The organism is Sulfitobacter sp. M39 (genome assembly GCF_021735935.1).
GTDB lineage: Bacteria > Pseudomonadota > Alphaproteobacteria > Rhodobacterales > Rhodobacteraceae > Sulfitobacter.
This window is the reverse complement of sequence record NZ_WMDZ01000001.1, coordinates 2,834,579-2,857,532: the sequence shown is the minus strand read 5'-3', so window position 1 is coordinate 2,857,532 and position 22,954 is coordinate 2,834,579. Positions and strand designations below refer to the sequence as shown.

The following is a 22,954-nucleotide window of genomic DNA, read 5'->3' as shown; positions in this document are numbered from 1 at the left end:
GTTGCTTTTCAGCTGGGCCGTTTGACGATGTTCACATGGCCCATCTTTCGGCCCGGTTTGACTTCGGCCTTGCCGTACAGATGCAGCGCCGTGTCGCGCTGTTTCGCCAGCTCGGGCACGCGGTCCATATCGTCGCCAATCAAGTTCTCCATCACCACATCTGCATAGCGGCTGCCGTCGCCCAAGGGCCATCCCGCCACGGCACGGATGTGCTGTTCGAACTGGTCCACCGCACAGCCGTTCTGCGTCCAATGGCCCGAATTGTGCACCCGTGGCGCGATCTCGTTGACGATGAATCCTTGCGGCGTGACGAAAAGCTCGACCCCCAGCACGCCGACATAATCCAGTGCATTCAGGATCTTGGCGGCCAGCAGGACCGCATCCATGCGCTGTGCGGCGCTCAGCCGGGCAGGGACGGTGGTGGTGTGCAGGATGCCATCGCGGTGCACATTCTCACCGGGATCGAAACAGGCAACCTCGCCCGAGGGGCTGCGCGCGGCGATCACGGACACTTCGGCGGTGAAGTTCACAAAGCCTTCCAGCACCGCAGGATTACCAGCCATATCCGCCAAGGCACCCGCCGCATCATCCGCGCTGCGCAGACGCGACTGGCCCTTGCCGTCATAGCCGAAGCGACGGGTTTTCAGGATCGACGGCGCGCCAATGGTCGTCATCGCGGCCTCCAGATCGGCGGCATTGGCGATATCGGCAAAGGGGGCGACAGTCAGGCCCAAACCTTCGAGGAACTGTTTCTCCACCAGACGGTCCTGACTGGTGCGCAGCGCCTCGCGGTTGGGACGGATGGGCGTGATGTTTTCGATCACATCCAGCGCATCTGTCGGGATGTTTTCAAACTCGAAGGTGACAATATCAACCGATTTGGCAAAGGCGGTCAGCGCGTCGACGTCATCATAGCCAGCGGTGGTCAGCGCATGGGCGACATCACCTGCAGGCGGGTTGGCACCGGGTTCAAAGATATGCGTGCGAAACCCCAAACGTGCGGCGGCAACGGCCAGCATGCGCCCCAATTGCCCGCCGCCTAAAATGCCGATGGTGGCCCCTGTCTTCAATGCTTCAGTCATCCGAAGGCTCCTCTGGGATGGAGGCGCTGAGCGCATCGCGCCAAGCGTCAAGACGGGCGGCAAGGGCAGGGTCTTGGAGGGCCAGAATGCCCGCCGCCATCAACGCGGCATTCGCGGCACCTGCCGCACCAATCGCCATCGTCGCCACCGGAAAGCCCCGAGGCATCTGCACGATAGAATAAAGCGAATCCACACCCGACAGCGCTTTGGTCTGCACCGGCACGCCGATTACCGGCACGCGGGTCTTCGACGCCATCATACCGGGCAAATGTGCAGCACCGCCCGCACCAGCGATGATCACCTGAAGGCCACGGTCGGCGGCGGTTTTACCATAATTCCACAACCGGTCAGGGGTGCGGTGTGCTGATACGATCTTGGCCTCGTAAGCGATGCCAAGTTCATCCAGCAGCGTCGCTGCCTCGCGCATCGTGGCCCAATCGGACTGCGAGCCCATGATGATGCCGACAGGTGGATTTTCCATGAAAAAGGGCCTTTGCTAGAGCGTATAAGAAGCGCGCACTATAGCCATGATCGCCCGCGTGGCAATCCGCTGGCGGGCGCTGTCAGGCGGTAATATCGGGGGTCAGCCGGTCTTCGATCTGGGCAATCAGGTCTTTCAGGCGCAACTTGCGTTTTTTCAGCCGCTGCAGCGTCAGCTGATCGCCCGTCCCCTTGTCGACCAGCGCCTGAATGGCATCGTCCAGATCGCGATGCTCGCGGCGAAACACCTCAAGCTCGACACGCAGGACATCGTCATTCTTCATCGACAGGTCGGAGGGAGGATTCATAGGTTTGGCTGATTCTTGCTATATCTAGGCCTGCGAATATAGGCGGTTGCAATTCAAAGGCATAGCCCTTGCGTCCTGCCCCCATGGCCCCCATATTTGATGCAGGTCGCCGAATACGGGGCCGGATGACTGACTGTCGCTTATCTTGAAGGACGTGTCTTATGACGAAATTAACGCTGGCTTCCTACCCGCATATGCTGGGTTTCGAGCAGTTGGAACGGGTGATGGAACGTACGGCGAAGGCCGGAAACGAAGGCTATCCACCGTTCAACATTGAACAAACATCGGACTATAGCTACCGCATTACGCTTGCGGTTGCAGGTTTTGCGGAACAAGATCTCTCTATAACCGTTGAGGATAGACAGCTTGTGATCCGTGGCCGTCAGGTCGACACGCAAGAAGACCGAATCTTTTTGCATCGTGGGATCGCCGCACGCCAGTTCCAACGGTCATTTGTACTGGCCGACGGTGTCGACGTTGGCGAAGCGCTGATTGAAAACGGCCTGCTTCACGTCGATCTAACCCGCGCTAAGCCCGAAAAAGTCGTTCAGACCATCAAGATCAGAAAAGGGGAATAAAATGCATAACGAAGAAACGCATGTTCAGGACCGTACCGTCTACGTCAAGATGATCGCCGTGTCCGACCTTCCCCTTGAAGTGCGCGAGCAGGCGGAAGGGCTGAAGCAGCTATATGCCGTGCACGACGCCGAAGGGCAGCAGCTGGCCTTGGTCGGCGACCGCAAGCTCGCCTTTAGCCTCGCGCGCGATCACGACTATGCACCGGTGATGGTGCATTAAGTCTTAAGGTATAAAATTAAACAAAAAGGGTCGCTGTTTATGCGGCCCTTTTTTTGCATGACGTCCAACAGCACGCACGAAAAAGGCCAGCCCATGAAGGCTGGCCTTTCTGTGTTCGACTTGGTGAAAGGGTTACCCCTTAATCAGCCCCATGCTTTCCAGCTTGAGCAGCACCTGATGCGCGCAATTGTCGACGTCGACATTTTCTGTCTCGACGCGCAGCTCGGGGTCGGCGGGAACGTCATAGGGGTCTGAGATCCCTGTGAATTCCTTGATTTTACCTTCACGGGCCAGCTTGTACAAACCCTTACGGTCGCGGCGTTCGCATTCCTCGATGGAGGTGGCGACATGCACCTCGACGAAGGCACCAAAGCTTTCCACGTCTTCGCGCACGGCGCGGCGGGTGGTGGCGTAGGGCGCAATCGGCGCGCAGATGGCGATGCCACCGTTCTTGGTGATCTCGGAAGCGACATAGCCGATGCGGCGGATGTTCAGATCGCGGTGCTCTTTGCTAAAGCCCAGTTCCGACGACAGGTTCTTGCGGACGATATCGCCATCCAGCAGCGTGACGGGACGGCCGCCCATCTCCATCAGTTTGACCATCAAAGCATTGGCGATTGTCGATTTCCCCGAGCCGGAGAAACCGGTGAAGAAGACGGTAAAGCCCTGCTTGTTGCGCGGCGGCTTGGTGCGGCGCAGCTCTTCAACCACCTCGGGGAAGGAGAACCATTCGGGGATTTCCAGCCCTTCTTGCAGACGGCGGCGCAACTCGGTGCCCGAGATGTTGAGGATGGTGATGTCATCCTTGTCTTCAATCTCGTCAATCGCCTCGTATTGCGCGCGCTCGGCGACCCAAACCATATGTTTGAAGTCAACCATTTCGATGCCCATTTCGTCCTCATGGGCGCGGAATAGATCCTGTGCGTCATAGGGGCCATAGAAATCCTCACCGGCAGAGTTCTTGCCGGGGCCCGCATGGTCGCGGCCCACGATAAAATGGGTGCAGCCGTGGTTCTTGCGGATCAGACCGTGCCACACGGCCTCTCGGGGGCCGGCCATGCGCATTGCAAGGTTCAGCAGGCTCATCGCGGTGGTGGCGGCGGGGTATTTGTTCAGCACGGCCTCGTAGCAGCGCACGCGGGTAAAGTGGTCCACATCGCCCGGCTTGGTCAGGCCGACAACGGGGTGGATCAGGAGGTTCGCCTGCGCTTCACGCGCGGCGCGGAAGGTCAGTTCCTGGTGCGCGCGGTGCAGGGGGTTGCGGGTCTGGAAGGCCACAACCTTGCGCCAGCCCATCTTGCGGAAATAGGCACGCAGCTCGTTCGGCGTGTCGCGACGCGCCTTGAAATCATAGTGGACGGGCTGCTGGATGCCGGTCACAGGGCCGCCCAGATAGACGTTGCCCGCGGTGTTGTGCAGATAGTTCACCGCCGGATGCGCGCTGTCGTCCGCGCCAAAGACTTTCTCGGCTTCGCGGGCCTTGTTCGGGACCCAGCGGTCGGTGACGGTCATGACCGCCAAAATCACGCCTTCCTGATCGCGCAGCGCAATGTCCTGCCCGATCTCGAGCCCTTCGGCAAACTTCTCGGACACATCAAGGTTGATCGGCATCGGCCACAGCGACCCATCTGCCAGACGCATGTTTTCGACAACACCGTCATAGTCTTCTTCGGTCAAGAAACCCTTAAGAGGGTTGAAGCCACCGTTCATCAGCAGCTCTAGATCGCAGATCTGGCGCGGCGTCAGGTCATGGCTGACCAGGTCGCCAGCTTCCACCTTCAGCTTCTGCGCCGAGTCGTAAGAGACATAGAGTTCAGGGATTGGAGCAAGGTTGGGCGTTTGCATGGGCGTCTCGCAATATTTTAGGTTCAAATTCGAATATTCGGGCTGATAGACCGCACCGATTGGGCTAGGCAACCTTTGTAGCCGCTTTGCGGCGAATTACGGACAGCGACGTGTTTTTTGCTGGGAAAAGGCAATCTTATCCCAGCAAATGCCATCCTAGGCGAACGTTATGCGTCGTCCTTTACCTCGGCCCCATAGCCAAGCGGCAGCGAGGTGTCTTTGCCTTCGTCATCGCCAACCTCTGCAAGGAATCGTTCGGCCTCTAGCGCGGCCATGCAGCCCATGCCGGCGCTGGTCACGGCCTGACGGTATTTGTGGTCGGTCAGGTCGCCCGCCGCGAATACCCCGGGGACAGAGGTTTCGGTGCTGTCCGGCTTGGTGACGACATAGCCACCCATATGCGTTTCCAGCGTATCCTTGACCAGTTCATTCGCGGGCGCGTGGCCGATGGCGACGAAGACACCTTTGCACGGGATATCGGTGATTTCGCCGGTTTCGACGTGCTTGACCTTGACCCCTTCGACACCAAGTGGCGCATCGGTGCCATAGACCTCATCCAGTTGGTGGAACCACAGTGGTTCGATCTTGGGGTTCTTCATCAGTCGGTCGATCAGGATCTTCTCGGCGCGCAGCTCGTCTCGGCGGTGGATCAAGGTGACCTTGGAGGCGAAGTTGGTCAGGAACAGCGCTTCTTCCACGGCGGTGTTGCCCCCCCCGATGACCACGATTTCCTGATTGCGATAGAAGAAGCCGTCGCAGGTGGCACAGGCCGAAACGCCGAAGCCTTTGAACTTCTCTTCGGTCTCAAGCCCCAGCCATTTTGCCCGTGCGCCTGTTGCAAGGATCACCGCGTCGGCCACATAGGTCGTGCCGCTGTCGCCCTTGGCGTGGAAGGGGCGGCTGGAGAGGTCCAGATCGGTGATGATGTCGCCGATGATCTCGGTCCCCATCGCCTTGGCGTGGTCCTGCATGCGGATCATCAGATCGGGGCCCTGGACCTCGCTGTCGCCGGGCCAGTTTTCAACCTCGGTCGTGGTGGTCAACTGCCCGCCCGGTTCGATGCCTTGTACAAGGATCGGGTTCAGCATCGCGCGGCTGGCATAGACACCGGCAGTATATCCAGCAGGGCCGGAGCCGATGATCAAAAGCTTGGTTTCGCGAGTTTCGGCCATGATAAAGAACCCCAGAATGTATCATTTGTTGCGTTCCAACCGATATAGACGCCCCTCGGGTTGCCTTAAACCCCAAGTTTGCATATCCGCCCTGCAAAGATCGCCGTCATCGAAAATGCGGTTGATTTTTGCTTGAATTCAGAACATTGCGCACCGGCGAAAGATTATTGCGTCCAACGATGTTGGTGCTATAACAATTGAAAATCCTATGGGGGTATTATGGCAGGGACGCGGCTTGATCCGATTGATCGGAAAATTTTAGCCGAATTGCAGGCGGACGGGCGCATGACCAACGTTGAGTTGGCCAAACGTGTAGGCATCTCTGCACCGCCGTGCCTGCGCCGGGTCCGAACCCTTGAGGAAAGCGGATATATCCGCGGCTACCACGCGAATGTTAACGCGCGCGAGCTGGGGTTCGAGGTACAGGTCTTTGCGATGGTCGGTCTGGCCAGCCAGGCTGAATCCGACCTCACCGCCTTTGAAGAGAAGTGCCGCAGTTGGCCGCTGGTCCGCGAATGTCACATGCTCAACGGCGAGGTGGATTTCCTGCTGAAATGCGTCGCCCCCGATCTGTCGAGCTTCCAGAGCTTTCTGACCGGACAACTGCTGACGACGCCCAATGTGGAAAGCGTCAAAACCAGCCTTGTGATCCGCCCGGCCAAAGACGAACCGGGCGTGCCTTTTGATGTGCTGGAAAGCCGTCTGAAAAGCGAACCCTAAGGGCTATTGCGCAGCGTAGATCGGGTCTGACCGTTCTGACGCACGGGGGTGACACAGCGGGCCAAAATCTTTGGCACCACTGATATGCGGAAACATTGATAAAAACGCGTCACGCTGATGTAGCGGTAGGGCGGCGATTGTCGACGGTCCGGGGTGAAATGTCTCCATCTCCAAGCCGCTGACGCTGATCGCGGCATGACGGGCAAGACCCAAGTGATACAGCCGTACCGGCGTCGGAGGCTGAATTTCGATTATATTCACCCCGTCCACCAGATCTCGCATCAGGGTAAAGACCTTGCGCGTCCGCTCTGCGCCGCGAAGGCTTTGTGGCGTATGCAGGATGCGCGCAGCGGGGCCGAAGGTCAGGAAACCAGAGGGGCGCGCCAGCCCCAGACTATCGGCCATGACCCGTACAAGCGGCGTGCGATGGCCGATATCCGCAGGGACGAACTTGCTTGATCCAACCCAAAGAAGCGGGGCTTGCTGCCCGTCGGCTTGTACGATCCGGTCACCGGGGCAAAGGTCTTCGACCGGGACTTCCCCTTGGGTCGTGCGGATCAACGTGCCGTGGGCGAAAGCGGAAAACGGTTCTTCGAACAACGGTGTGGCAGGGGCGTAGCCTTCGGTCACAAAGACGGAGCCGTCCTGACGCAGCACCGCAATCTCATACGCGCGGGTGCGTCCGGTGGATCGGGCACGCGCCTCCCGCAGAACCGAGCGGGAGGCTGCTGATTGCGCCGTATGTGTAGGGGAGGGGATGAAATCAGGGGCAGTATGCAATGTCATAACGTGACCTTTATTTGGTCGATCCCAAGTGCCTAGCCCCCGCTGAAACACCTGCGATCCAGATTAATCCGCGCGAGAGATACCCGCGCGCATAGTGTGTTTGTGATCGGTAACAAAAACCGTCTGTGCAGACGGGCACCCGCCCGTCGCGTGCAGGGTCACCAGCTGGCCTGTTAATCCCCCAGGCCGTAAGCCGACCCTGTTCAGGCGGCTTTTTGCTGGGATGTCAGGGCAGCGCGTTTCGCGATAAATGCGGCGCGGCGTGTGCCACGGGACCAAGGCAGGTTCACGCCTTCCTTGTTGGAAGCGTCGATAACCGATTTGATGAAGCGTGCGTTGGTTTTCATGCTCTGTATCCTATTGTCTATGGGCAATGCCCTTTCGTCGAGGATCACTATGCAAATGCTTTCGGGCACCGATTGGGCATTTCGGGAAAAAATACAGATAATTTGAGAAGGCCTCGGCGCGATTTGTGGCACCCGCTCGAAAACGTTGAATGTCCTTGAATTTATGACCTGTGGTAGAAAATACACCGCCATTCAAACAGCCTGCCGGCCGGTTATGGGGCGAAATTTGGGCAGGTGCCTGTCGCATTTCTGCCTAAATTCACGCTACTACAGCACAATCGCCGCGATCAGCCGGCCATAGTCAGCCTCTTTCGCGTGGGTGCTGCGGCGGTAGCTATAGAAACGATCGGCATCGCTATAGGTGCAGTGGCGCGTCCATTCCGCATGGCCCACACCCGCCGCGCGCAGGCGGTTTAGGCCAAAGCCCGCAAGGTCGAACTGCATCCGGTCATCGGCACCATTTGCGAAATAGCGGGCGAATGTCGGATCTTCTGCTAGGAATGCGTCGATGAACTCTGGCCCGACCTCATAGGCGCGCTGGCTGATGCAGGGGCCGATCACCGCTGTGATATTGTCGCGTGTGGCTCCAAGGCCTTCCATCGCCTGGACCGTGGCGGTCAGCACCCCGTCAAGCGCGCCGCGCCAACCAGCATGCGCCGCCCCGATCACGCCGGCCTCTGCGTCGTGGAACAGCACAGGTTGGCAGTCAGCGGTCAGGATCGACAAGGCCAGCCCCGGTGTCGCGGTGACCAGTGCATCGGCGCGGGGTTTCTCGTTCAGGGGGCCATCGACGCTGATCACGGTGGCGGAATGAATCTGATGCACGCCGACCAGATGGTTCGGTGCTACGTCCATTGCATCGGCGACACGGGCACGATTGATCTCTACGACTTCGCGCTGGTCCGAACTGCCGACCCCGCAATTCAGCCCGGCAAACACGCCAGAGGAGGCACCGCCGCGGCGCGTAAAGAACCCGTGGCGCACGTCGCCAAGACTATCGGAGGTGAGTATTTCCAGCGTCATGGTTCCAATCCTGGGGGCGGGCTGTGGTGCGGAGGATAAATCCCCATCACCTTAAACAAATTTCCCATTTCTGACGGATGCGTCAAGCGTCTATGTGCGGCGACATGGACGTTCAGCGCATCCTCGGTCATCCCCTTGGCAAGCGACTGTGCGCGTTGTGTGATCCCGAGGCGTTCAAGAAAGACGCCCTGCGGGGTGATGCGAGTGTGGCTGGCCGGTGCGGCTGCGAGTGCAAGCTTTTCAAAATCGACGTGTGCTGTCAAATCGGCTTGGCCGGGGGCGGCCAGCGGATCGGCTTTTTCATGCCCTTGCAGCGCCTGCAAGGTTTCGCCCAGACTGTGCCAGTCGCCATAATCCACGATCAGCGCGGTGCCGCCGTGGGTCGCGATCCGTTCCGACACGGGGTGGAGGATCGGCGCAAGCTGGGTGCAATCCTCGACCATATCGCCAGGCGTGGTATCGGCCAGCCGGTCGGTCAGCGCGGGTTGCGGCAGTTCGGGCCCCAGCCCAAAGCTCAACGCGCCGTCGGCCAACCCAACTTGCCGTTCGCGCCACGATGTTTCACCACGGACGAACTGGCGGATGGGCAGCGCGTCGAAAAATTCATTCGCCACCAGATAAAGCGGCTGGTCGGGCAGGTCGTCGGTCCCGTCGGACCAAGTGACCTGATGCCCCGCGAGGGTCTTGGCCTGCACATCGCGCAGCGTCGGGGACGCCTCTACCAGAGTAATTTGCGCCGCCTCGATAAAGCCGGGCACGTTACGGGTCGCGCGCAGGATATCGGCCATCAAGGTGCCGCGGCCGGGGCCAAGCTCGGCCAAGGTGAAGGCCGAGGGCGCGCCTTGGGCGATCCAGCTTTGCGCGAGACACAGGCCCAACAGCTCTCCGAACATCTGGCTGATCTCGGGGGCGGTGGTGAAATCGCCTTGGGTGCCAAAGGGGTCACGGGTGGTGTAATAGCCCTGCGTCGGGTGCAGCAGGCAGGTGACCATATATTCGTCGATCCGCATCGGCCCGTTGGACGCGATGCGGCTGTGTAGAATGTCGCGCAGTGTGGTCATGCCTTGCGCGTCGCCCGCAAGATCAGGAGCACCCCGATGGCAATCATCGGCAGGCTCAGCAGTTGGCCCATGGTCAGCCCCCAGCCGTTCACATGCCACGCCAGCCCCAGCGGGTTGTCGGCGCTGACAAATTGCGCATCAGGTTGGCGTACGAATTCGACGATGAAACGAGCGGCCCCGTAGCCGGCCAGAAAGACGCCGCCGATCAGCCCCTCGGATTTCAGCCCGCCGCGCCGCCATGCCAGATAGATCAGCAGGGCCCCAAGGATCAGCCCCTCAAGCAGCGCCTCGTATAGCTGCGAGGGATGCCGCGCACAGATCGTCGCAATGTCTGGGCAGTCCTGTGCGGCCACCGTGGGAAAGGCCACGCCCCAGGGCAGATCGGTGGGGCGGCCCCAAAGCTCTGCATTGATGAAATTCGCCAGACGCCCCAGAAACAGGCCGGGCGCCAGCCCCAGACAGACGACATCACCGGTAGAGATCGTGCTGATGCCATGACGCTTGGTATAGGCGATGCCCGCAAAGATCACCCCAAGCGCGCCGCCGTGGAACGACATGCCACCCTCCCAGATCCGCAGGATCTGCGCGGGATTGCTGAGGTAATAGCCCGGTTGATAGAACAGTACATATCCCAGACGCCCGCCCAGAATGACGCCGAGAATGACCCAGAACAGCAGATCCTCGACCTGCTGTTTGGTCATGACGGGGCTATTGCCCGCCCAAAGCCGGGGCCGTTCAACAGCGCGCACAACGATGCGCCAGCCAACGAGGATGCCGACGATATAGGCCAGCGCATACCAGCGCAGGGCCACGGTCATGCCAAATAAGGTGAACGAGAAAATCTCGGGCGACAGGTCGGGGAAGGGGAGCATTGCATTCATGCGCTGATTGAGCCTGACCGCAAACGGAAGTCAACCTTGCGAGAACCCGCTTTGCACACCATATAGTGAGCAACAGCCGATCAGGAGAGAATGACCATGCAAACGCGCAACAAGATTTTCGACGACATCTCGCAGATGATGACCAATGCCATGGGCGTGGCCCAAGGGGCCAAGACCGAAGCAGAGACCGCGATGAAGGGAATGCTGGACCGTTGGCTGGCAGACCGTGATTTCGTGACACGCGAAGAATTCGACGCGGTTCGCGCCATGGCGCAAAAAGCCCGCGAAGAGAACGAGGCGCTAAAAGCGCGGATTGATGCGATGGACAGCAAGGGCTGATCGCCGCGCTTACCCTCGGCCTACGTTGAACGATGTGATCCGCACCCGCCTTTTGGCGGGTGTGTTCATTTTCGGGGTGGCACCTCCGCTTCGAATGCTGTCTTTCGTGGCATGCGCCCTATAGATTGGGGGTTATGCTGCTTTTATCCACAAGATACTGAGGTTATCCCCTATCTTTCGTGGTTACCCCCAGAAAAAGACTTGCCTCAGGGCCGCGATGCGCGCACCATATTTGGTATAGGTCGCTAAGAGCTTCGGCGATTTATGGTAGATGCACCCATGTATTGATGTGCCTGCGCATATGAATACCCGGATCCAAAGAGGTGACCACATGGCCCTGACAGAGCAGTATCTTGAAGAAGACATTCACCCCATCGACATCGTAGAAAATCTTGCGGCGTATCACGACTGGGACTTCGACCGTATATCGGACGAACAGATCGCGATGGCCGTCGAAGGGCAGTGGCGGACCTATTCCATCACCCTCGCGTGGTCGCCCTTTGACGAAACCCTGCGCCTTGTCTGCACCTTCGAGATGGATCCGCCCGCAGAAAAACTGCCGGTGCTCTATCACTTGCTCAACGATGTGAACGATCAATGCTGGACTGGTGCCTTCACCTATTGGCCGGAACAAAAGCTGATGGTTTATCGCTATGGGCTGGTTCTTGCCGGGGGGCAGGATGCCTCTGCGCAGCAGATCGATACCATGATCAACGCCGCTGTGAGCAACGCAGAGCGGTATTATCCCGCGGTGCAACTGGCGGTTTGGGGCGACCAGACGCCCCGACAAGCCCTTCAGGTTGCCATTGCAGAGGCGTACGGCCACGCATAGGTGTATCCCCGAATGTTAATTTAGGGGTACAGATATGAAAGAGACGCGCATCGCCAAAGACGGTTTGGTTCTACTGGGCTGTGGCAAGATGGGATCCGCGATGCTGGCGGGCTGGCTGGCACGCGGGCTTCCGACATCTTCGGTATATGTCATCGATCCGAAACCCTCTGATTGGTTGAAAGAGCAGGGCGTGCAGTTGAACGTCGATCTGCCCAAGGAGCCCGCTGTGGTTCTTGTGGCGGTGAAGCCGCAGATGATGGGTGACGCGCTGCCCACGTTGCAGGCCATGGGCAACGGCAAGACGGTGTTTGTCAGCGTCGCCGCCGGCACCACCATCGCCACTTTTGAGAAAACGCTGGGGGAACAGACGCCGATCGTGCGCGCCATGCCCAACACACCCGCTGCCATTAGCCAGGGCATCACCGCCATCGTCGGCAACGACCACGTCGACGCGAAAGGCATGGACGAAGCTGAAGAGCTGCTGTCCGCCGTCGGCGACGTTGTCCGGCTGGAGGAGGAATCCCAGATCGACGCGGTCACAGGGGTCAGCGGCTCGGGGCCGGCCTATGTCTTCCACATGATCGAAACCATGGCCGCGGGCGGGATCGCGCAGGGGCTCAGCCCCGAGCTTGCGCTAAAGCTCGCCACGGCGACGGTGGCAGGGGCCGGGGCGCTGGCGAAATCCGCGGACGAAGGCCCGGACCAGCTGCGCGTCAACGTTACCAGCCCTAATGGGACCACACAGGCCGCGCTGGACGTTCTGATGAACGAGCAAGACGGCTTTCCGGTCCTGCTCAAACGCGCTGTGGCGGCAGCCGCCGATCGTTCGCGCGAGCTTTCGAATGGCTGAGATCAGCTTTGACGACTTCATGAAAGTCGACATCAGGGTCGGGACGGTCACCCGTGCCGAACCCTTCCCCGAGGCGCGCAAGCCCGCGATCAAGATGTGGATCGACTTTGGTCCCGAGATCGGTGAGCGTAAAACCTCGGCCCAGGTGACGGTGCATTACACGCCCGAGACGCTGATCGGCACGCAGGTGATGGGGGTGGTCAACTTCCCGCCGCGTCAGATCGGGCCGTTCATGTCCGAAGTTCTGGTGCTTGGGGTGCCGGACGAGGACGGGGCGATTGTGCTGATGCGCCCCACGCAACCCACCCCGAACGGAGGACGTCTGCATTGACGAAACTACTGATCGCCCGCCCTGCGCCCCCCGAAGTGCACGAGGCCTTGGAAGGCTTTGACGTGACCTATCGCGAGGACAGCGCGCCCTTGTCCGAGGACGAGATGCAGGACGCCCTGCGCGACTATGACGGGGTGCTGGCCACCTTGGGCGACCGCTTTACCGCGGATGTCTTCGGCAAGGTCGGCATGCCACGGTGCAAGATGCTTGCCAATTTCGGGGTGGGCTATAACCACATCGATGTCGAAGCGGCAAAGGCGACGGGGCTTCAGGTTTCCAACACGCCCGGTGCCGTGACCGATGCCACCGCTGATATCGCCATAACGCTGATGCTAATGGCCGCACGGCGTGCGGGAGAAGGCGAACGGCTGGTGCGGTCAGGTCAATGGTCCGGATGGGAACCTTCGCAGCTTTTGGGCATGCATCTGACGGGCAAGACTGTCGGTATCGTCGGGATGGGTCGGATCGGTCAAGCCGTCGCGCGGCGCTGTCACTACGGCTTTTCGATGGATGTGAAATACTTTAGCCGCAGCGCGAAAAGCGTCGCCTATCCTGCGGAACATATCAGTGATCTCAAACAGTTGGTCGCCGCTGTTGATGTGGTCGTTATCGCGGTGCCGGGCGGGGACGACACGCAGCATCTGATCAACGCGGATGTGCTGGCGGCGATGCAGCCTCATGCCTTCCTGATCAACATCGCTCGCGGCAATATCGTCGAGGAAGCCGCTTTGATCGAGGCTCTACAAGCGGGCACCATCGGCGGCGCAGGGCTGGATGTTTATGAGTTCGAACCAGAGGTGCCGCAAGCCCTGCGGGATCTGGATAACGTGGTACTATTACCGCATCTAGGCACGTCCTCCCGGGGGGTGCGTGTGGATATGTGGATGATGGCGGTCGAGAATTTGAAAGCGGGCGTCGCGGGCGAAACGCCCCCGAACCTCGTTTAACGGCCCACGGCCTCGCGCCAATGTCGGCGGCACAATGAGATATAGGTCTCGTTGCCGCCGATCTGCACCTGCGCCCCTTCGCGGATCGCTTTGCCTTCGGCATCCTGCCGCACCACCATCGTCGCCTTCTTGCCGCAGTGGCAGATCGTGCGAACCTCGCGCATCTCATCGGCAAGGGCGAGCAGCGTCGCAGAGCCGGGGAAGAGCAGACCACGGAAGTCCACGCGCAGCCCATAGCACATGATAGGCACCCGCAGGTCATCCACCGCACGGGCCAATTGCCAGACCTGATCAGGGCTGAGGAACTGCGCCTCGTCGATGAAGATGCAGGCGCAAGGGCCTTCAGCCAAACGCTTTTCGATCTTCGCCAAAAGGTCTTCGTCCGTCTCGAAAGTATCGGCCTCGTGCCCGATCCCGATACGCGATGCGATCCGCCCGTGACCGGCGCGGTTGTCGAATTTCGCGGTCATCAGATAGGGGACCATGCCGCGTTCGACATAGTTATGAGCCGCCTGCAGAAGCACGGTCGATTTGCCCGCGTTCATGGTCGAATAATGAAAGTAAAGCTTTGCCATGGCCCTCTTTAGCGTCAGGCGTCCTTGGCGTTCAAGGTGGGGGGAGGGCAGCGGGGGCGCGTCTGTCGCAGACCGCGCCCCACATGTCACAGGTGTTGAGGTGGCTCTGTGCCAGTGGGCTTAGCCGTGGCGCTGCACCAGCACAGAACCCACGGAATATCCGGCCCCGAAGGAACAGATCAGCCCGGTGTCCCCATCGGTCAGATCGTCGGAGTATTTCGAAAACGCGATGATTGACCCGGCAGAGGAGGTGTTGGCGTAGTCTTGCAAGATATTGGGCTGCTCGCCCGCTTCGGGCACGCGACCCAGCACTTTGCGACCGATGAAGTCATTCATCGATTTATTCGCCTGATGCAGCCACAGACGCTTCAGATCAGCGGCCTCAACGCCTTCGTCAGCCATGTGGCCCGCGATGTGTTCGGCAACCATTGGCAGCACTTCTTTGAACACCTTGCGCCCGTTCTGCATGAACTGCATGTCGCGGCGGTCCGCGACGCCATCGGGGCGGGACCGGCGTAAAAAGCCATTGTTGTTGCGGATGTTGTTCGAGAACTCGGTCGCGCAACGGGTCGACTTGATCTCGAAATAAGCACCGGCTGCGTCTTCGGCGCGTTCGATCAGCACGGCGGTGGCCACGTCCCCAAAGATAAAGTGGCAGTCACGGTCGCGCCATTCCAGATGGGCCGAGCATATTTCGGGGCAGACCACCAGCGCCGAGCGGATCGAGCCGGAGCGGATCATATCCGCCGCCGCTTGGATGCCGAAGGTCGCGGAGGAACAGGCGACGTTCATGTCAAAGGCAAAGCCGTTGATATCCAGCAACTGCTGGATTTCGATCGCCACCGCCGGATAGGCGCGTTCAAGGTTCGACGCCGCGCAGATGACGGCATCAACGTCAGCCGCGGTTTTCCCCGCCGCCTGCAACGCCTTTTGCGCCGCATCCAGGGCCATCTCGGCCATCAGGCCGGGTTCTTCGTCGGACCGTTGGCGCAGCAGGGGGTGCATCACTTTGGGGTCCAGAATACCCGTCTTATCCATGACATAGCGCTGTTCGATCCCCGACGCCTTGACGATGAACTCCTCCGAGGAGTGTTCCTTGGCGGGCAATTCCCCAGCGTCGATCTCGGCGGCGTGTTCGGCGTTGTACAGATCGGCATAGGCGTTGAACGCCTTGACCAGCTCGGCGTTGGTGATGACCTGTTCCGGCGTAAAGATGCCGCTACCAGTAATGGCGGGTGTGTACATGGGTAAACCTTTTTCAGCGTTGTCCGAGTAGGCCAAGAAACGGCTGCGGGGTCAAGTCCAGCGGGGGCTGGCATGCAAGGGCGACGGACAATGAGAGGGGGAGGATGGGGAAAGACCTGCGCCACGCATCATAGGTGCGGCGCAGGTCATATAGGGCAGTTTAGCCCTGAAGCGATTTAACGCCGATCTCGTCTTCGGCTTGCGCCTTGATGGCCAGCGCTGCGGCATAGGCACCGGCGGCCGTGGTGAAATACGGGATCTTGTCATACAGCGCGATAGAGCGGATGGATTTGCTATCCTCGACCGCCTGCGCGCCTTCGGTGGTGTTCATCACCAGTTGGATCGCTTCGTCCTTCATCATGTCGGTGATGTTCGGGCGACCCTCGTAGACCTTGTTCACGATCTCGCAGGCGATGTCATGCTCTGTCAGCCAGGCGGCGGTGCCACGGGTGGCGCGCAGGGTGAACCCTTGCTCAAGCAGGATACGCGCGGCGGTCAGCATGTCATCCGACTTGTCCATATCCTTGATCGAGAAGAACACACAGCCCTTACGCGGCAGCGGGTTGCCCGCGCCCATCTGCGCCTTGAGGAAGGCACGGGGGAAGTCGCGGTCCCAGCCCATAACCTCGCCCGTTGACCGCATTTCCGGCCCAAGCAGCGTGTCGACGCCGGGAAAGCGGGCAAAGGGCAACACGGCTTCCTTGACCGAGAACCAAGGCATATTCGGGTCCGCCAGCGTCATTGGATCACCCAAAGGCAGCACGTCGTCATAGGCGGCGTCGTCGCGGTAGGGCGCGCGTTGCGGGAAGGCCGAAAGCTTTTCGCCCGCCATGATCCGCGCAGCGATCGACGCAATCGCGCTGTCCGTCGCTTTGGCGACAAAGGGCACGGTGCGCGAGGCGCGGGGGTTGACTTCGATCAGGTAGATCTCACCGTCCTTGACCGCGAACTGGATGTTCATCAGGCCCACAACGTTCAGCGCCAGCGCCAGCGCCTTGGTCTGTTTTTCGACCTCGGCAATGATGTCGCGGCTCAGCGAATAGGGGGGCAGCGAACAGGCGCTGTCGCCCGAATGAACACCGGCCTCTTCGATGTGCTGCATGATACCCGCAACGTGGACATCCGTGCCGTCTGACAGCGCGTCAACGTCCAGCTCTACCGCGCCCGAGAGGTAGTGATCCAGCAGCACGGGGCTTTTGCCCGATACGACCACCGCGTCGCGGATATAGCGTTCAAGGCTGGCCTGATCGCGCACGATCTCCATCGCGCGACCGCCCAGAACGTAGGACGGGCGGATCACCAGCGGAAAGCCGATGTCTGCTGCGATCTCAAGCGCTTCGGCGTCGGAGTGGGCGATACCGTTATGCGGCTGCTTCAGGCCCAGCGATTGCACCAGCTGCTGGAAGCGTTCGCGGTCTTCGGCAAGGTCGATCATGTCGGGCGTGGTGCCAAGGATCGGGATGCCCGCCTCTTGCAGCGCTTGCGCGATTTTCAGCGGGGTTTGACCGCCGAACTGCACGATGACGCCGTGCAGCGTGCCGTTTTCCTGTTCAACCCGCAGGATTTCCATCACGTGTTCAAAGGTGACGGGTTCGAAATACAGCCGGTCCGAGGTGTCATAGTCGGTCGAGACGGTTTCGGGGTTACAGTTGACCATGATCGTCTCGTAGCCCGCGTCGGTTAGCGCATAGCAGGCGTGACAGCAGCAATAGTCAAATTCGATCCCTTGGCCGATCCGGTTCGGTCCGCCGCCCAGAATGACGACTTTCTGACGGTCGCTGGGGCGGGCTTCGCATTCAACCTCGTCAAAGGCGGGTGCCTCGTAGGTAGAATACATATAGGGCGTTTGCGCTTCGAATTCGGCGGCGCATGTGTCGATCCGTTTGAACACGGCTTTGACGCCAAGGTTCAGACGCGCGCGGCGCACGTTGTCTTCGTCGCGACCGGTCAGCGTGCCAAGGCGCGCATCGGTAAAGCCCATCATCTTGAGCTTGCGCATCCCGTCTTCGGTCAGCGGCAGCCCGTCTTTGCGGACCTGCGCTTCGGCGTCAACGATCTCGCGGATGCGGGCAAGGAACCACGGGTCGAACATGGTCACACCGTGGATATCCACATCGGACATACCGTGACGCATCGCCTGAGCAATGGTACGCATCCGGTCGGGGGTTTGCTTGCTGATTGCGGCAATCAGCGCGGCTTCGCTCTGTGGCGCGTCGGCGGGCAGGTCACTGTCCAGACCGGGGATGTCGATTTCGTCAAAACCGGTCAGCCCGGATTCCATTGATGCCAGCGCCTTTTGCAGCGACTCGTGGATCGTGCGGCCAATCGCCATCGCTTCGCCGACAGACTTCATCGCGGTCGTCAGATAGGGTTCGGAGCCGGGGAATTTCTCGAACGCGAATTTCGGGATCTTGGTGACGACATAATCGATTGTCGGCTCGAAGGACGCAGGCGTCACACCGGTGATGTCGTTGTCCAGCTCGTCAAGGGTAAAGCCCACCGCCAGCTTGGCCGCGATCTTGGCGATGGGGAAACCCGTCGCCTTGGACGCCAACGCAGAGGAGCGCGATACACGCGGGTTCATCTCGATCACGACCATGCGGCCATCTTCGGGGTTCACGGCCCACTGCACGTTCGATCCGCCTGTTTCCACGCCGATTTCACGCAGCACGGCGATCGAGTGGTTGCGCATGATCTGGTATTCTTTGTCGGTCAGCGTCAGGGCAGGGGCCACGGTGATCGAATCGCCCGTGTGCACGCCCATCGGGTCGACGTTCTCGATCGAGCAGACAATGATCGCGTTGTCGGCGGTGTCGCGCACCACCTCCATCTCGAACTCTTTCCAGCCAAGCAGGCTTTCATCGATCAGGATCTGCCCCATCGGCGATGCGTCCATCCCCGAACGGCAGTAGAATTCGTAATCGTCGCGGTTATAAGCCACGCCGCCGCCGGTGCCGCCCATGGTGAAGGCGGGGCGAATGATCGCCGGCAGGCCGACATATTCCAGCGCGTCGAGCGCAAGCTGAACGCCCGCCGCAAGGTCTTTCTTACCGCTGGCCGCAACGGGCGCGGTGACGATGGTTGCCTTGGGGTTTTCGATGCCCAAACGGTCCATCGCCTCGCGGAAGAGCTTGCGATCTTCTGCCATTTCAATGGCTTCGCGTTTCGCGCCGATCATCTCGACGTTGAATTTCTCCAGCACGCCCATCTCTTCGAGCGCGAGCGAGGTGTTCAGACCGGTCTGCCCGCCCATCGTTGGCAGCAGCGCATCGGGGCGCTCTTTCTCGATGATCTTGGCGACGATTTCAGGGGTGATGGGTTCGATGTAGGTGGCATCCGCCAGCCCCGGATCGGTCATGATCGTCGCAGGGTTGGAGTTCACGAGGATGACGCGGTAGCCTTCCTCTTTCAGGGCCTTACAGGCCTGCGCGCCGGAGTAGTCGAACTCGCACGCCTGACCGATGACAATGGGCCCCGCTCCAATGATCATGATCGACTGGATATCGGTTCTTTTTGGCATGGCTCAGGCCCCCGGATGTTTGCAAATTCTCCGCGTTATAGGCCTTGGGGGGAGAGGTGCAAGGGGGCATGTCGGGATATGGGGCGTGTTTTCAGGCAACACCCATGTGGCAGGGGCGCAGCACCGCCCGATGCGGTGCCGCTTTGCCTTACCCGAGCGTCAGGAAGGCCCGCAAAGACGCCTCAAAGTCGCGCGGCTTTTCTGCATGCAGCCAATGGCCCGTGTCCGGCAGCTTGGCAAAGCGCGCCTGCGGGAACAGCGCCTTGATCACGGGGCGGTCTTCGGGTTTGACATAGGTGGAGTTGCCGCCGGACAGGAACAGCACCTCCCTCTCGTATTGCCCATCGACCCCATCGGGCCAGCCGACGATCTTGGACATCTCTGCCTCAAGCACATCAAGGTTCAGCTTCCAGGTCTTGTTGGGCACATCCAGAGACTGGGTGAAAAAGCTTTGCAACGCAGGCTCGACCCCCGCAGCCGCCAATTGGTCAGAGGCGTCAGAGCGGCGGGTGAGCGTGCCCAGATCAACCCTGCGCATCGCATCGATAAACTCTTGCTGGCTGTGGCCATAAGCGACAGGAGCGATATCGGCGACCACCAGACGGTTCACCAGTTCGGGATGGTTCAGCGCCAGCATCATCGCCGCCTTACCGCCCATCGAATGCCCGCAGACATCCATTGGCGCGCCAAGATGGGTGATGACCTCTGCCAGATCGGCGGCCATCTCGGGGTAGCTTTGCGTCTGCGCGCGCGGGCTGTCCCCGTGGTTGCGCATATCGACGGTCACCACGCGGCGCTGGTCGGACATCCGTTTGGCGATCACGCCCCAATTGCGGCCTGACCCGAAAAGTCCGTGCACGATCAGCAGGGCAGGCGCGTCGCCTTTGGTGCCATATTCAGTGTAATTCAACATGCCCAAGATGTAGGGCCATTGCAGTCGATGTGCCAGACCGTTTAGGGTTGAAATATGCTGGATCAAAAAGACCTAGAGACCAAGGCACGTGACATGCAGCGCGGCTTGCAGGCAAAGCTGGGTGTGCAGGGGCGCGATGTCTCTCATGCGCTGGCGCGCGCAGGGCGACGTCTGCCCGCGCGGGTGCGGCGTGAGGGCAGGGTCTTTGCACAGGCGGCGTTTATGGCGCGCAACCCCAAGATGGCACGCAGGCTCGAGGGCGCGACGGTGCAGACCGCCTATGACCGCGTGATGGACCATCTTGCCGGGATCGACGTGGCCGAACGGCGCAAGGACCGCTGGCTTGGTCTTGCGGCCAGCGTGGCGTTCAACCTGATTTGCGTTGCGGTGGCGTTCATCACATTTCTGTGGTGGCGCGGCTACGTCTGACGGGCGTTGCTGTTACGATTAAATACGCAAAAGCCCCGCCGCAGAGATGCGAGCGGGGCCTTGTTTTGAGGCGTGGTTTGGGGCGCTGCCCCGCCCTTACGGGCCCCCCGGGATTTAATCCATTTGGAAGGGCCCGGGGCACATCGCTTTGAAGGTTGGGGCTTTAGAGGTTGGGATAGATCGGGAAGCGGGCGCAGAGCGCTTCGACTTCGGCTTTGACCTTGGCTTCGACCTCGGCGTTGCCATCGGCACCATTGGCAGCCAGCCCGTCGACAACCTCGATGATCCAGTCGGCGATCTGACGGAATTCATCCTCGCCAAACCCGCGTGTTGTTGCCGCCGGCGATCCCAAACGGATGCCGGAGGTGACCATAGGCTTTTCAGGATCGAACGGCACGCCGTTCTTGTTACAGGTGATATGCGCGCGACCCAGTGCTTTTTCGGTGTCGTTCCCTTTGACGCCTTTGGGGCGCAGGTCGACCAGCAGCAGGTGGGTGTCGGTGCCGTGCGTGATCGTGTCGAGCCCGCCTTTGATCAGCTGGTCGCTGAGTGCTTGGGCGTTCTTGATGACCTGTTGGATGTAGGTCTTGAACTCGGGCTTGAGCGCCTCACCAAAGGCCACGGCCTTGGCCGCGATCACATGCATCAGCGGGCCACCTTGAATACCGGGGAAGATGGCCGAGTTGAACTTTTTCGCCAGCGCTTCGTCGTTGGTCAGGATCATGCCGCCGCGCGGACCGCGCAGGGTTTTATGTGTGGTGGTTGTCGCTACATGCGCATGGGGGAAGGGGGAGGGGTGTTCGCCCGCAGCGACCAGACCGGCAAAGTGGGCCATGTCTACTTGCAGGTAGGCACCGACCATATCGGCAATCTCGCGCATGCGCTTGAAGTCGATCTGGCGCGGGATGGCGGAACCACCGGCGATGATCAGCTTGGGCTGGTGCTCTTTCGCGAGCGCTTCGACCTGGTCATAGTCTAGCTGGTTGTCTTGTTTGCGCACACCGTACTGGATGGCGTTGAACCATTTGCCGGATTGGTTCGGCTTGGCCCCGTGGGTCAGGTGGCCGCCCGCGTCGAGGCTCATGCCCAGAATGGTGTCACCGGGTTGCAGCAGCGCGGTGAACACGCCCTGGTTGGCCTGGCTGCCCGAATTCGGTTGCACGTTGGCGAAGTCGCAGTTGAACAGTTTGCACGCGCGTTCGATCGCCAGGTTTTCCGCCACATCGACAAAATCACACCCGCCATAATAGCGACGGCCCGGGTAGCCTTCGGCATATTTGTTGGTCATCACCGACCCCTGCGCCGCCATGACAGCCGCAGACACGATGTTTTCGGAGGCGATCAGTTCGATCTCGTTACGCTGGCGGCCCAGCTCGTCTGTGATGGACCCAAAGATTTCGGGATCGGCTTCGGACAGGGGGGTGGTGAAAAAACCGGACATGGGCGTGGTTCCTTTGACTACGTGTGCGGGTTGCGGGCTATCTAGCTTAATCCGGCACGGGGGTGAAGGTCGTAATGCGCCGGTCGCACCGTCATATGCGGCAAAGCTGGTAGGTCGGCGCGATATGTGGTTCTTTTGACTGTGAATATCCCTCATTGGAAACATCCGCCCATGAAGATCGCTTTTATTGCCAGCCGCTCTGATGTTGCACAGGATGCGTTGACGGCGCTGAGCGCACGATACGGCAATGTCACGCGCGAGGAGGCAGAGGTTATCGTCGCCCTTGGGGGGGACGGGTTCATGCTGCAGGCGCTGCACGACTCGCAAGAGCTGTCGACGCCGGTCTATGGCATGAACCGTGGCACCATCGGGTTCTTGATGAACGCCTATGCCGAAGAGGATCTGGTGGATCGTCTTCGCGCAGCAGAAGAGGCGGTGATCAACCCGCTGGTGATGGTCGCCACCCATGCGAATGGCGAGACCTCCAAGGCGCTGGCCTTGAACGAGGTCGCCTTGCTGCGCGAAGGGCCGCAGGCCGCCAAGCTGCGGATCAGCGTCGACGGGCGCGTGCGGATGGAGGAGCTGGTCTGCGATGGCGCACTGGTGGCGACGCCTGCCGGGTCCACCGCCTATAATTACTCCGCGCACGGCCCGATCCTGCCGATTGGCGCGGACGTGCTGGCGCTGACGGCGATGGCGGCGTTTCGGCCACGGCGCTGGCGCGGGGCCTTGCTGCCGAAAACGGTGACCGTACGCTTTGATGTGCTAGAGCCCGCCAAACGCCCTGTGATGGCCGACGCCGACGGGAATTCCTACCGCGATGTCGTCGCGGTCGAGATCACCTCGGACCCGTTGATCAAGCACCGTATCCTGTTCGATCCGGGCCACGGTCTGGAAGAACGGCTGATCAGCGAGCAGTTCAACTAATCCGCGTTTCAGACGGAACCGCGGTGCCTTTGGCGCGTTGATATTCCGAGACGCATGAGAGGCCGTTCAGGTGCTTTCATCGTTTGGAATTTTAGCAAAAGG

25 protein-coding genes are annotated in these 22,954 nt (G+C 60.3%); 10 read left to right on the top strand and 15 right to left on the bottom strand.

Annotation, left to right across the window (positions count from 1 at the left end; translation table 11 throughout):
* Positions 1-8: 8 nt before the first annotated feature.
* From GLP43_RS13800 to GLP43_RS13790, 3 genes are all read right to left on the bottom strand, one after another.
* Entirely contained in the window at positions 9-1,082 is a 1,074-nt protein-coding gene (locus GLP43_RS13800; protein WP_237279753.1) for a 5-(carboxyamino)imidazole ribonucleotide synthase, read from the bottom strand.
* A complete protein-coding gene (gene purE, locus GLP43_RS13795) occupies positions 1,075-1,563 on the bottom strand; it encodes a 5-(carboxyamino)imidazole ribonucleotide mutase (protein ID WP_237279752.1) in 489 nt (162 codons plus the stop codon). The genes GLP43_RS13800 and purE overlap by 8 nt, the downstream gene beginning before the upstream one ends.
* Positions 1,564-1,645: 82 nt before the next feature.
* Entirely contained in the window at positions 1,646-1,870 is a 225-nt protein-coding gene (locus tag GLP43_RS13790) for a YdcH family protein (RefSeq protein WP_005849528.1), read from the bottom strand.
* A 161-nt stretch (positions 1,871-2,031) separates the two neighbouring features.
* On the opposite strand from GLP43_RS13790, the gene GLP43_RS13785 reads away from it, so the two are divergent.
* Entirely contained in the window at positions 2,032-2,448 is a 417-nt protein-coding gene (locus tag GLP43_RS13785) for an Hsp20 family protein (protein ID WP_005849527.1), read from the top strand.
* A gap of 1 nt (position 2,449) precedes the next feature.
* Complete coding sequence (locus tag GLP43_RS13780) at positions 2,450-2,668, top strand: DUF1150 family protein (RefSeq protein ID WP_009825186.1); 219 nt, start codon at positions 2,450-2,452, stop codon at positions 2,666-2,668.
* Positions 2,669-2,800: 132 nt separating this feature from the next.
* On the opposite strand, the gene GLP43_RS13775 is transcribed toward GLP43_RS13780, so the two are convergent.
* Positions 2,801-4,513 (bottom strand): bifunctional sulfate adenylyltransferase/adenylylsulfate kinase, encoded by a 1,713-nt coding sequence (locus GLP43_RS13775; protein WP_237279751.1) that lies wholly within the window; start codon positions 4,511-4,513, stop codon positions 2,801-2,803.
* A 167-nt stretch (positions 4,514-4,680) separates the two neighbouring features.
* Positions 4,681-5,685, bottom strand: a complete 1,005-nt coding sequence (gene trxB, locus GLP43_RS13770) for a thioredoxin-disulfide reductase (protein WP_005849520.1) — start codon at positions 5,683-5,685, stop codon at positions 4,681-4,683.
* Positions 5,686-5,904: 219 nt separating this feature from the next.
* Between trxB and GLP43_RS13765 the strand changes: the two genes are divergently transcribed.
* Positions 5,905-6,405: an Lrp/AsnC family transcriptional regulator gene (locus GLP43_RS13765; RefSeq protein WP_237279750.1), complete on the top strand. Its 501-nt coding sequence runs from the start codon at positions 5,905-5,907 to the stop codon at positions 6,403-6,405.
* A gap of 3 nt (positions 6,406-6,408) precedes the next feature.
* Here the strand turns inward: GLP43_RS13765 and GLP43_RS13760 are convergent, their stop codons facing one another.
* The 5 genes from GLP43_RS13760 to lgt all read right to left on the bottom strand — a co-directional run bounded on the left by GLP43_RS13760 (position 6,409) and on the right by lgt (position 10,503).
* On the bottom strand, positions 6,409-7,191 hold the full coding sequence (locus tag GLP43_RS13760; RefSeq protein WP_237279749.1) for a Hint domain-containing protein: 783 nt from the start codon (positions 7,189-7,191) through the stop codon (positions 6,409-6,411).
* 203 nt (positions 7,192-7,394) lie between these two features.
* Positions 7,395-7,538, bottom strand: coding sequence for a hypothetical protein (locus GLP43_RS13755; RefSeq protein ID WP_005849514.1), 144 nt, complete (start codon positions 7,536-7,538; stop codon positions 7,395-7,397).
* A gap of 267 nt (positions 7,539-7,805) precedes the next feature.
* Positions 7,806-8,561 (bottom strand): peptidoglycan editing factor PgeF, encoded by a 756-nt coding sequence (gene pgeF / locus GLP43_RS13750; protein WP_237279748.1) that lies wholly within the window; start codon positions 8,559-8,561, stop codon positions 7,806-7,808.
* Positions 8,558-9,622: a class I SAM-dependent methyltransferase gene (locus GLP43_RS13745; protein ID WP_237279747.1), complete on the bottom strand. Its 1,065-nt coding sequence runs from the start codon at positions 9,620-9,622 to the stop codon at positions 8,558-8,560. Before GLP43_RS13745 ends, pgeF begins: the two co-directional genes overlap by 4 nt.
* Positions 9,619-10,503, bottom strand: a complete 885-nt coding sequence (lgt, locus tag GLP43_RS13740; RefSeq protein WP_237279746.1) for a prolipoprotein diacylglyceryl transferase — start codon at positions 10,501-10,503, stop codon at positions 9,619-9,621. Before lgt ends, GLP43_RS13745 begins: the two co-directional genes overlap by 4 nt.
* Positions 10,504-10,599: 96 nt before the next feature.
* Here lgt and GLP43_RS13735 point away from each other — a divergent pair, with 96 nt between their 5' ends.
* The 5 genes from GLP43_RS13735 (at position 10,600) to GLP43_RS13715 (ending at position 13,802) form a co-directional block, all read left to right on the top strand.
* Positions 10,600-10,842, top strand: coding sequence for an accessory factor UbiK family protein (locus tag GLP43_RS13735; RefSeq protein WP_237279745.1), 243 nt, complete (start codon positions 10,600-10,602; stop codon positions 10,840-10,842).
* Positions 10,843-11,173: 331 nt separating this feature from the next.
* Positions 11,174-11,674: a YbjN domain-containing protein gene (locus GLP43_RS13730; protein WP_005849506.1), complete on the top strand. Its 501-nt coding sequence runs from the start codon at positions 11,174-11,176 to the stop codon at positions 11,672-11,674.
* A gap of 34 nt (positions 11,675-11,708) precedes the next feature.
* Positions 11,709-12,524, top strand: a complete 816-nt coding sequence (proC, locus tag GLP43_RS13725; RefSeq protein WP_237279744.1) for a pyrroline-5-carboxylate reductase — start codon at positions 11,709-11,711, stop codon at positions 12,522-12,524.
* Positions 12,517-12,855, top strand: a complete 339-nt coding sequence (locus GLP43_RS13720; RefSeq protein ID WP_037944743.1) for a tRNA-binding protein — start codon at positions 12,517-12,519, stop codon at positions 12,853-12,855. The genes proC and GLP43_RS13720 overlap by 8 nt, the downstream gene beginning before the upstream one ends.
* Positions 12,852-13,802: a 2-hydroxyacid dehydrogenase gene (locus GLP43_RS13715; protein WP_237279743.1), complete on the top strand. Its 951-nt coding sequence runs from the start codon at positions 12,852-12,854 to the stop codon at positions 13,800-13,802. The genes GLP43_RS13720 and GLP43_RS13715 overlap by 4 nt, the downstream gene beginning before the upstream one ends.
* Here the strand turns inward: GLP43_RS13715 and GLP43_RS13710 are convergent.
* The 4 genes from GLP43_RS13710 to GLP43_RS13695 form a co-directional block, all read right to left on the bottom strand.
* The gene (locus tag GLP43_RS13710; protein ID WP_064217121.1) at positions 13,799-14,377 is read right to left on the bottom strand and encodes a thymidine kinase; all 579 of its coding nucleotides are present in this window, start codon (positions 14,375-14,377) and stop codon (positions 13,799-13,801) included. The two genes, GLP43_RS13715 and GLP43_RS13710, sit on opposite strands and share 4 nt — an antisense overlap.
* Positions 14,378-14,497: 120 nt before the next feature.
* A complete protein-coding gene (locus tag GLP43_RS13705) occupies positions 14,498-15,622 on the bottom strand; it encodes a beta-ketoacyl-ACP synthase III (protein ID WP_237279742.1) in 1,125 nt (374 codons plus the stop codon).
* Between the two features lie 160 nt (positions 15,623-15,782).
* Positions 15,783-19,142 (bottom strand): carbamoyl-phosphate synthase large subunit, encoded by a 3,360-nt coding sequence (gene carB, locus GLP43_RS13700; RefSeq protein WP_237279741.1) that lies wholly within the window; start codon positions 19,140-19,142, stop codon positions 15,783-15,785.
* A gap of 148 nt (positions 19,143-19,290) precedes the next feature.
* The gene (locus GLP43_RS13695) at positions 19,291-20,055 is read right to left on the bottom strand and encodes an alpha/beta fold hydrolase (RefSeq protein WP_237279740.1); all 765 of its coding nucleotides are present in this window, start codon (positions 20,053-20,055) and stop codon (positions 19,291-19,293) included.
* 54 nt (positions 20,056-20,109) lie between these two features.
* On the opposite strand from GLP43_RS13695, the gene GLP43_RS13690 reads away from it, so the two are divergent.
* Positions 20,110-20,484, top strand: coding sequence for a hypothetical protein (locus GLP43_RS13690; RefSeq protein WP_237279739.1), 375 nt, complete (start codon positions 20,110-20,112; stop codon positions 20,482-20,484).
* A 163-nt stretch (positions 20,485-20,647) separates the two neighbouring features.
* Here the strand turns inward: GLP43_RS13690 and glyA are convergent, their stop codons facing one another.
* Positions 20,648-21,925 (bottom strand): serine hydroxymethyltransferase, encoded by a 1,278-nt coding sequence (gene glyA, locus GLP43_RS13685; protein ID WP_005849489.1) that lies wholly within the window; start codon positions 21,923-21,925, stop codon positions 20,648-20,650.
* Positions 21,926-22,096: 171 nt separating this feature from the next.
* On the opposite strand from glyA, the gene GLP43_RS13680 reads away from it, so the two are divergent.
* On the top strand, positions 22,097-22,852 hold the full coding sequence (locus GLP43_RS13680) for an NAD kinase (RefSeq protein WP_005849487.1): 756 nt from the start codon (positions 22,097-22,099) through the stop codon (positions 22,850-22,852).
* Positions 22,853-22,954: the final 102 nt, after the last annotated feature.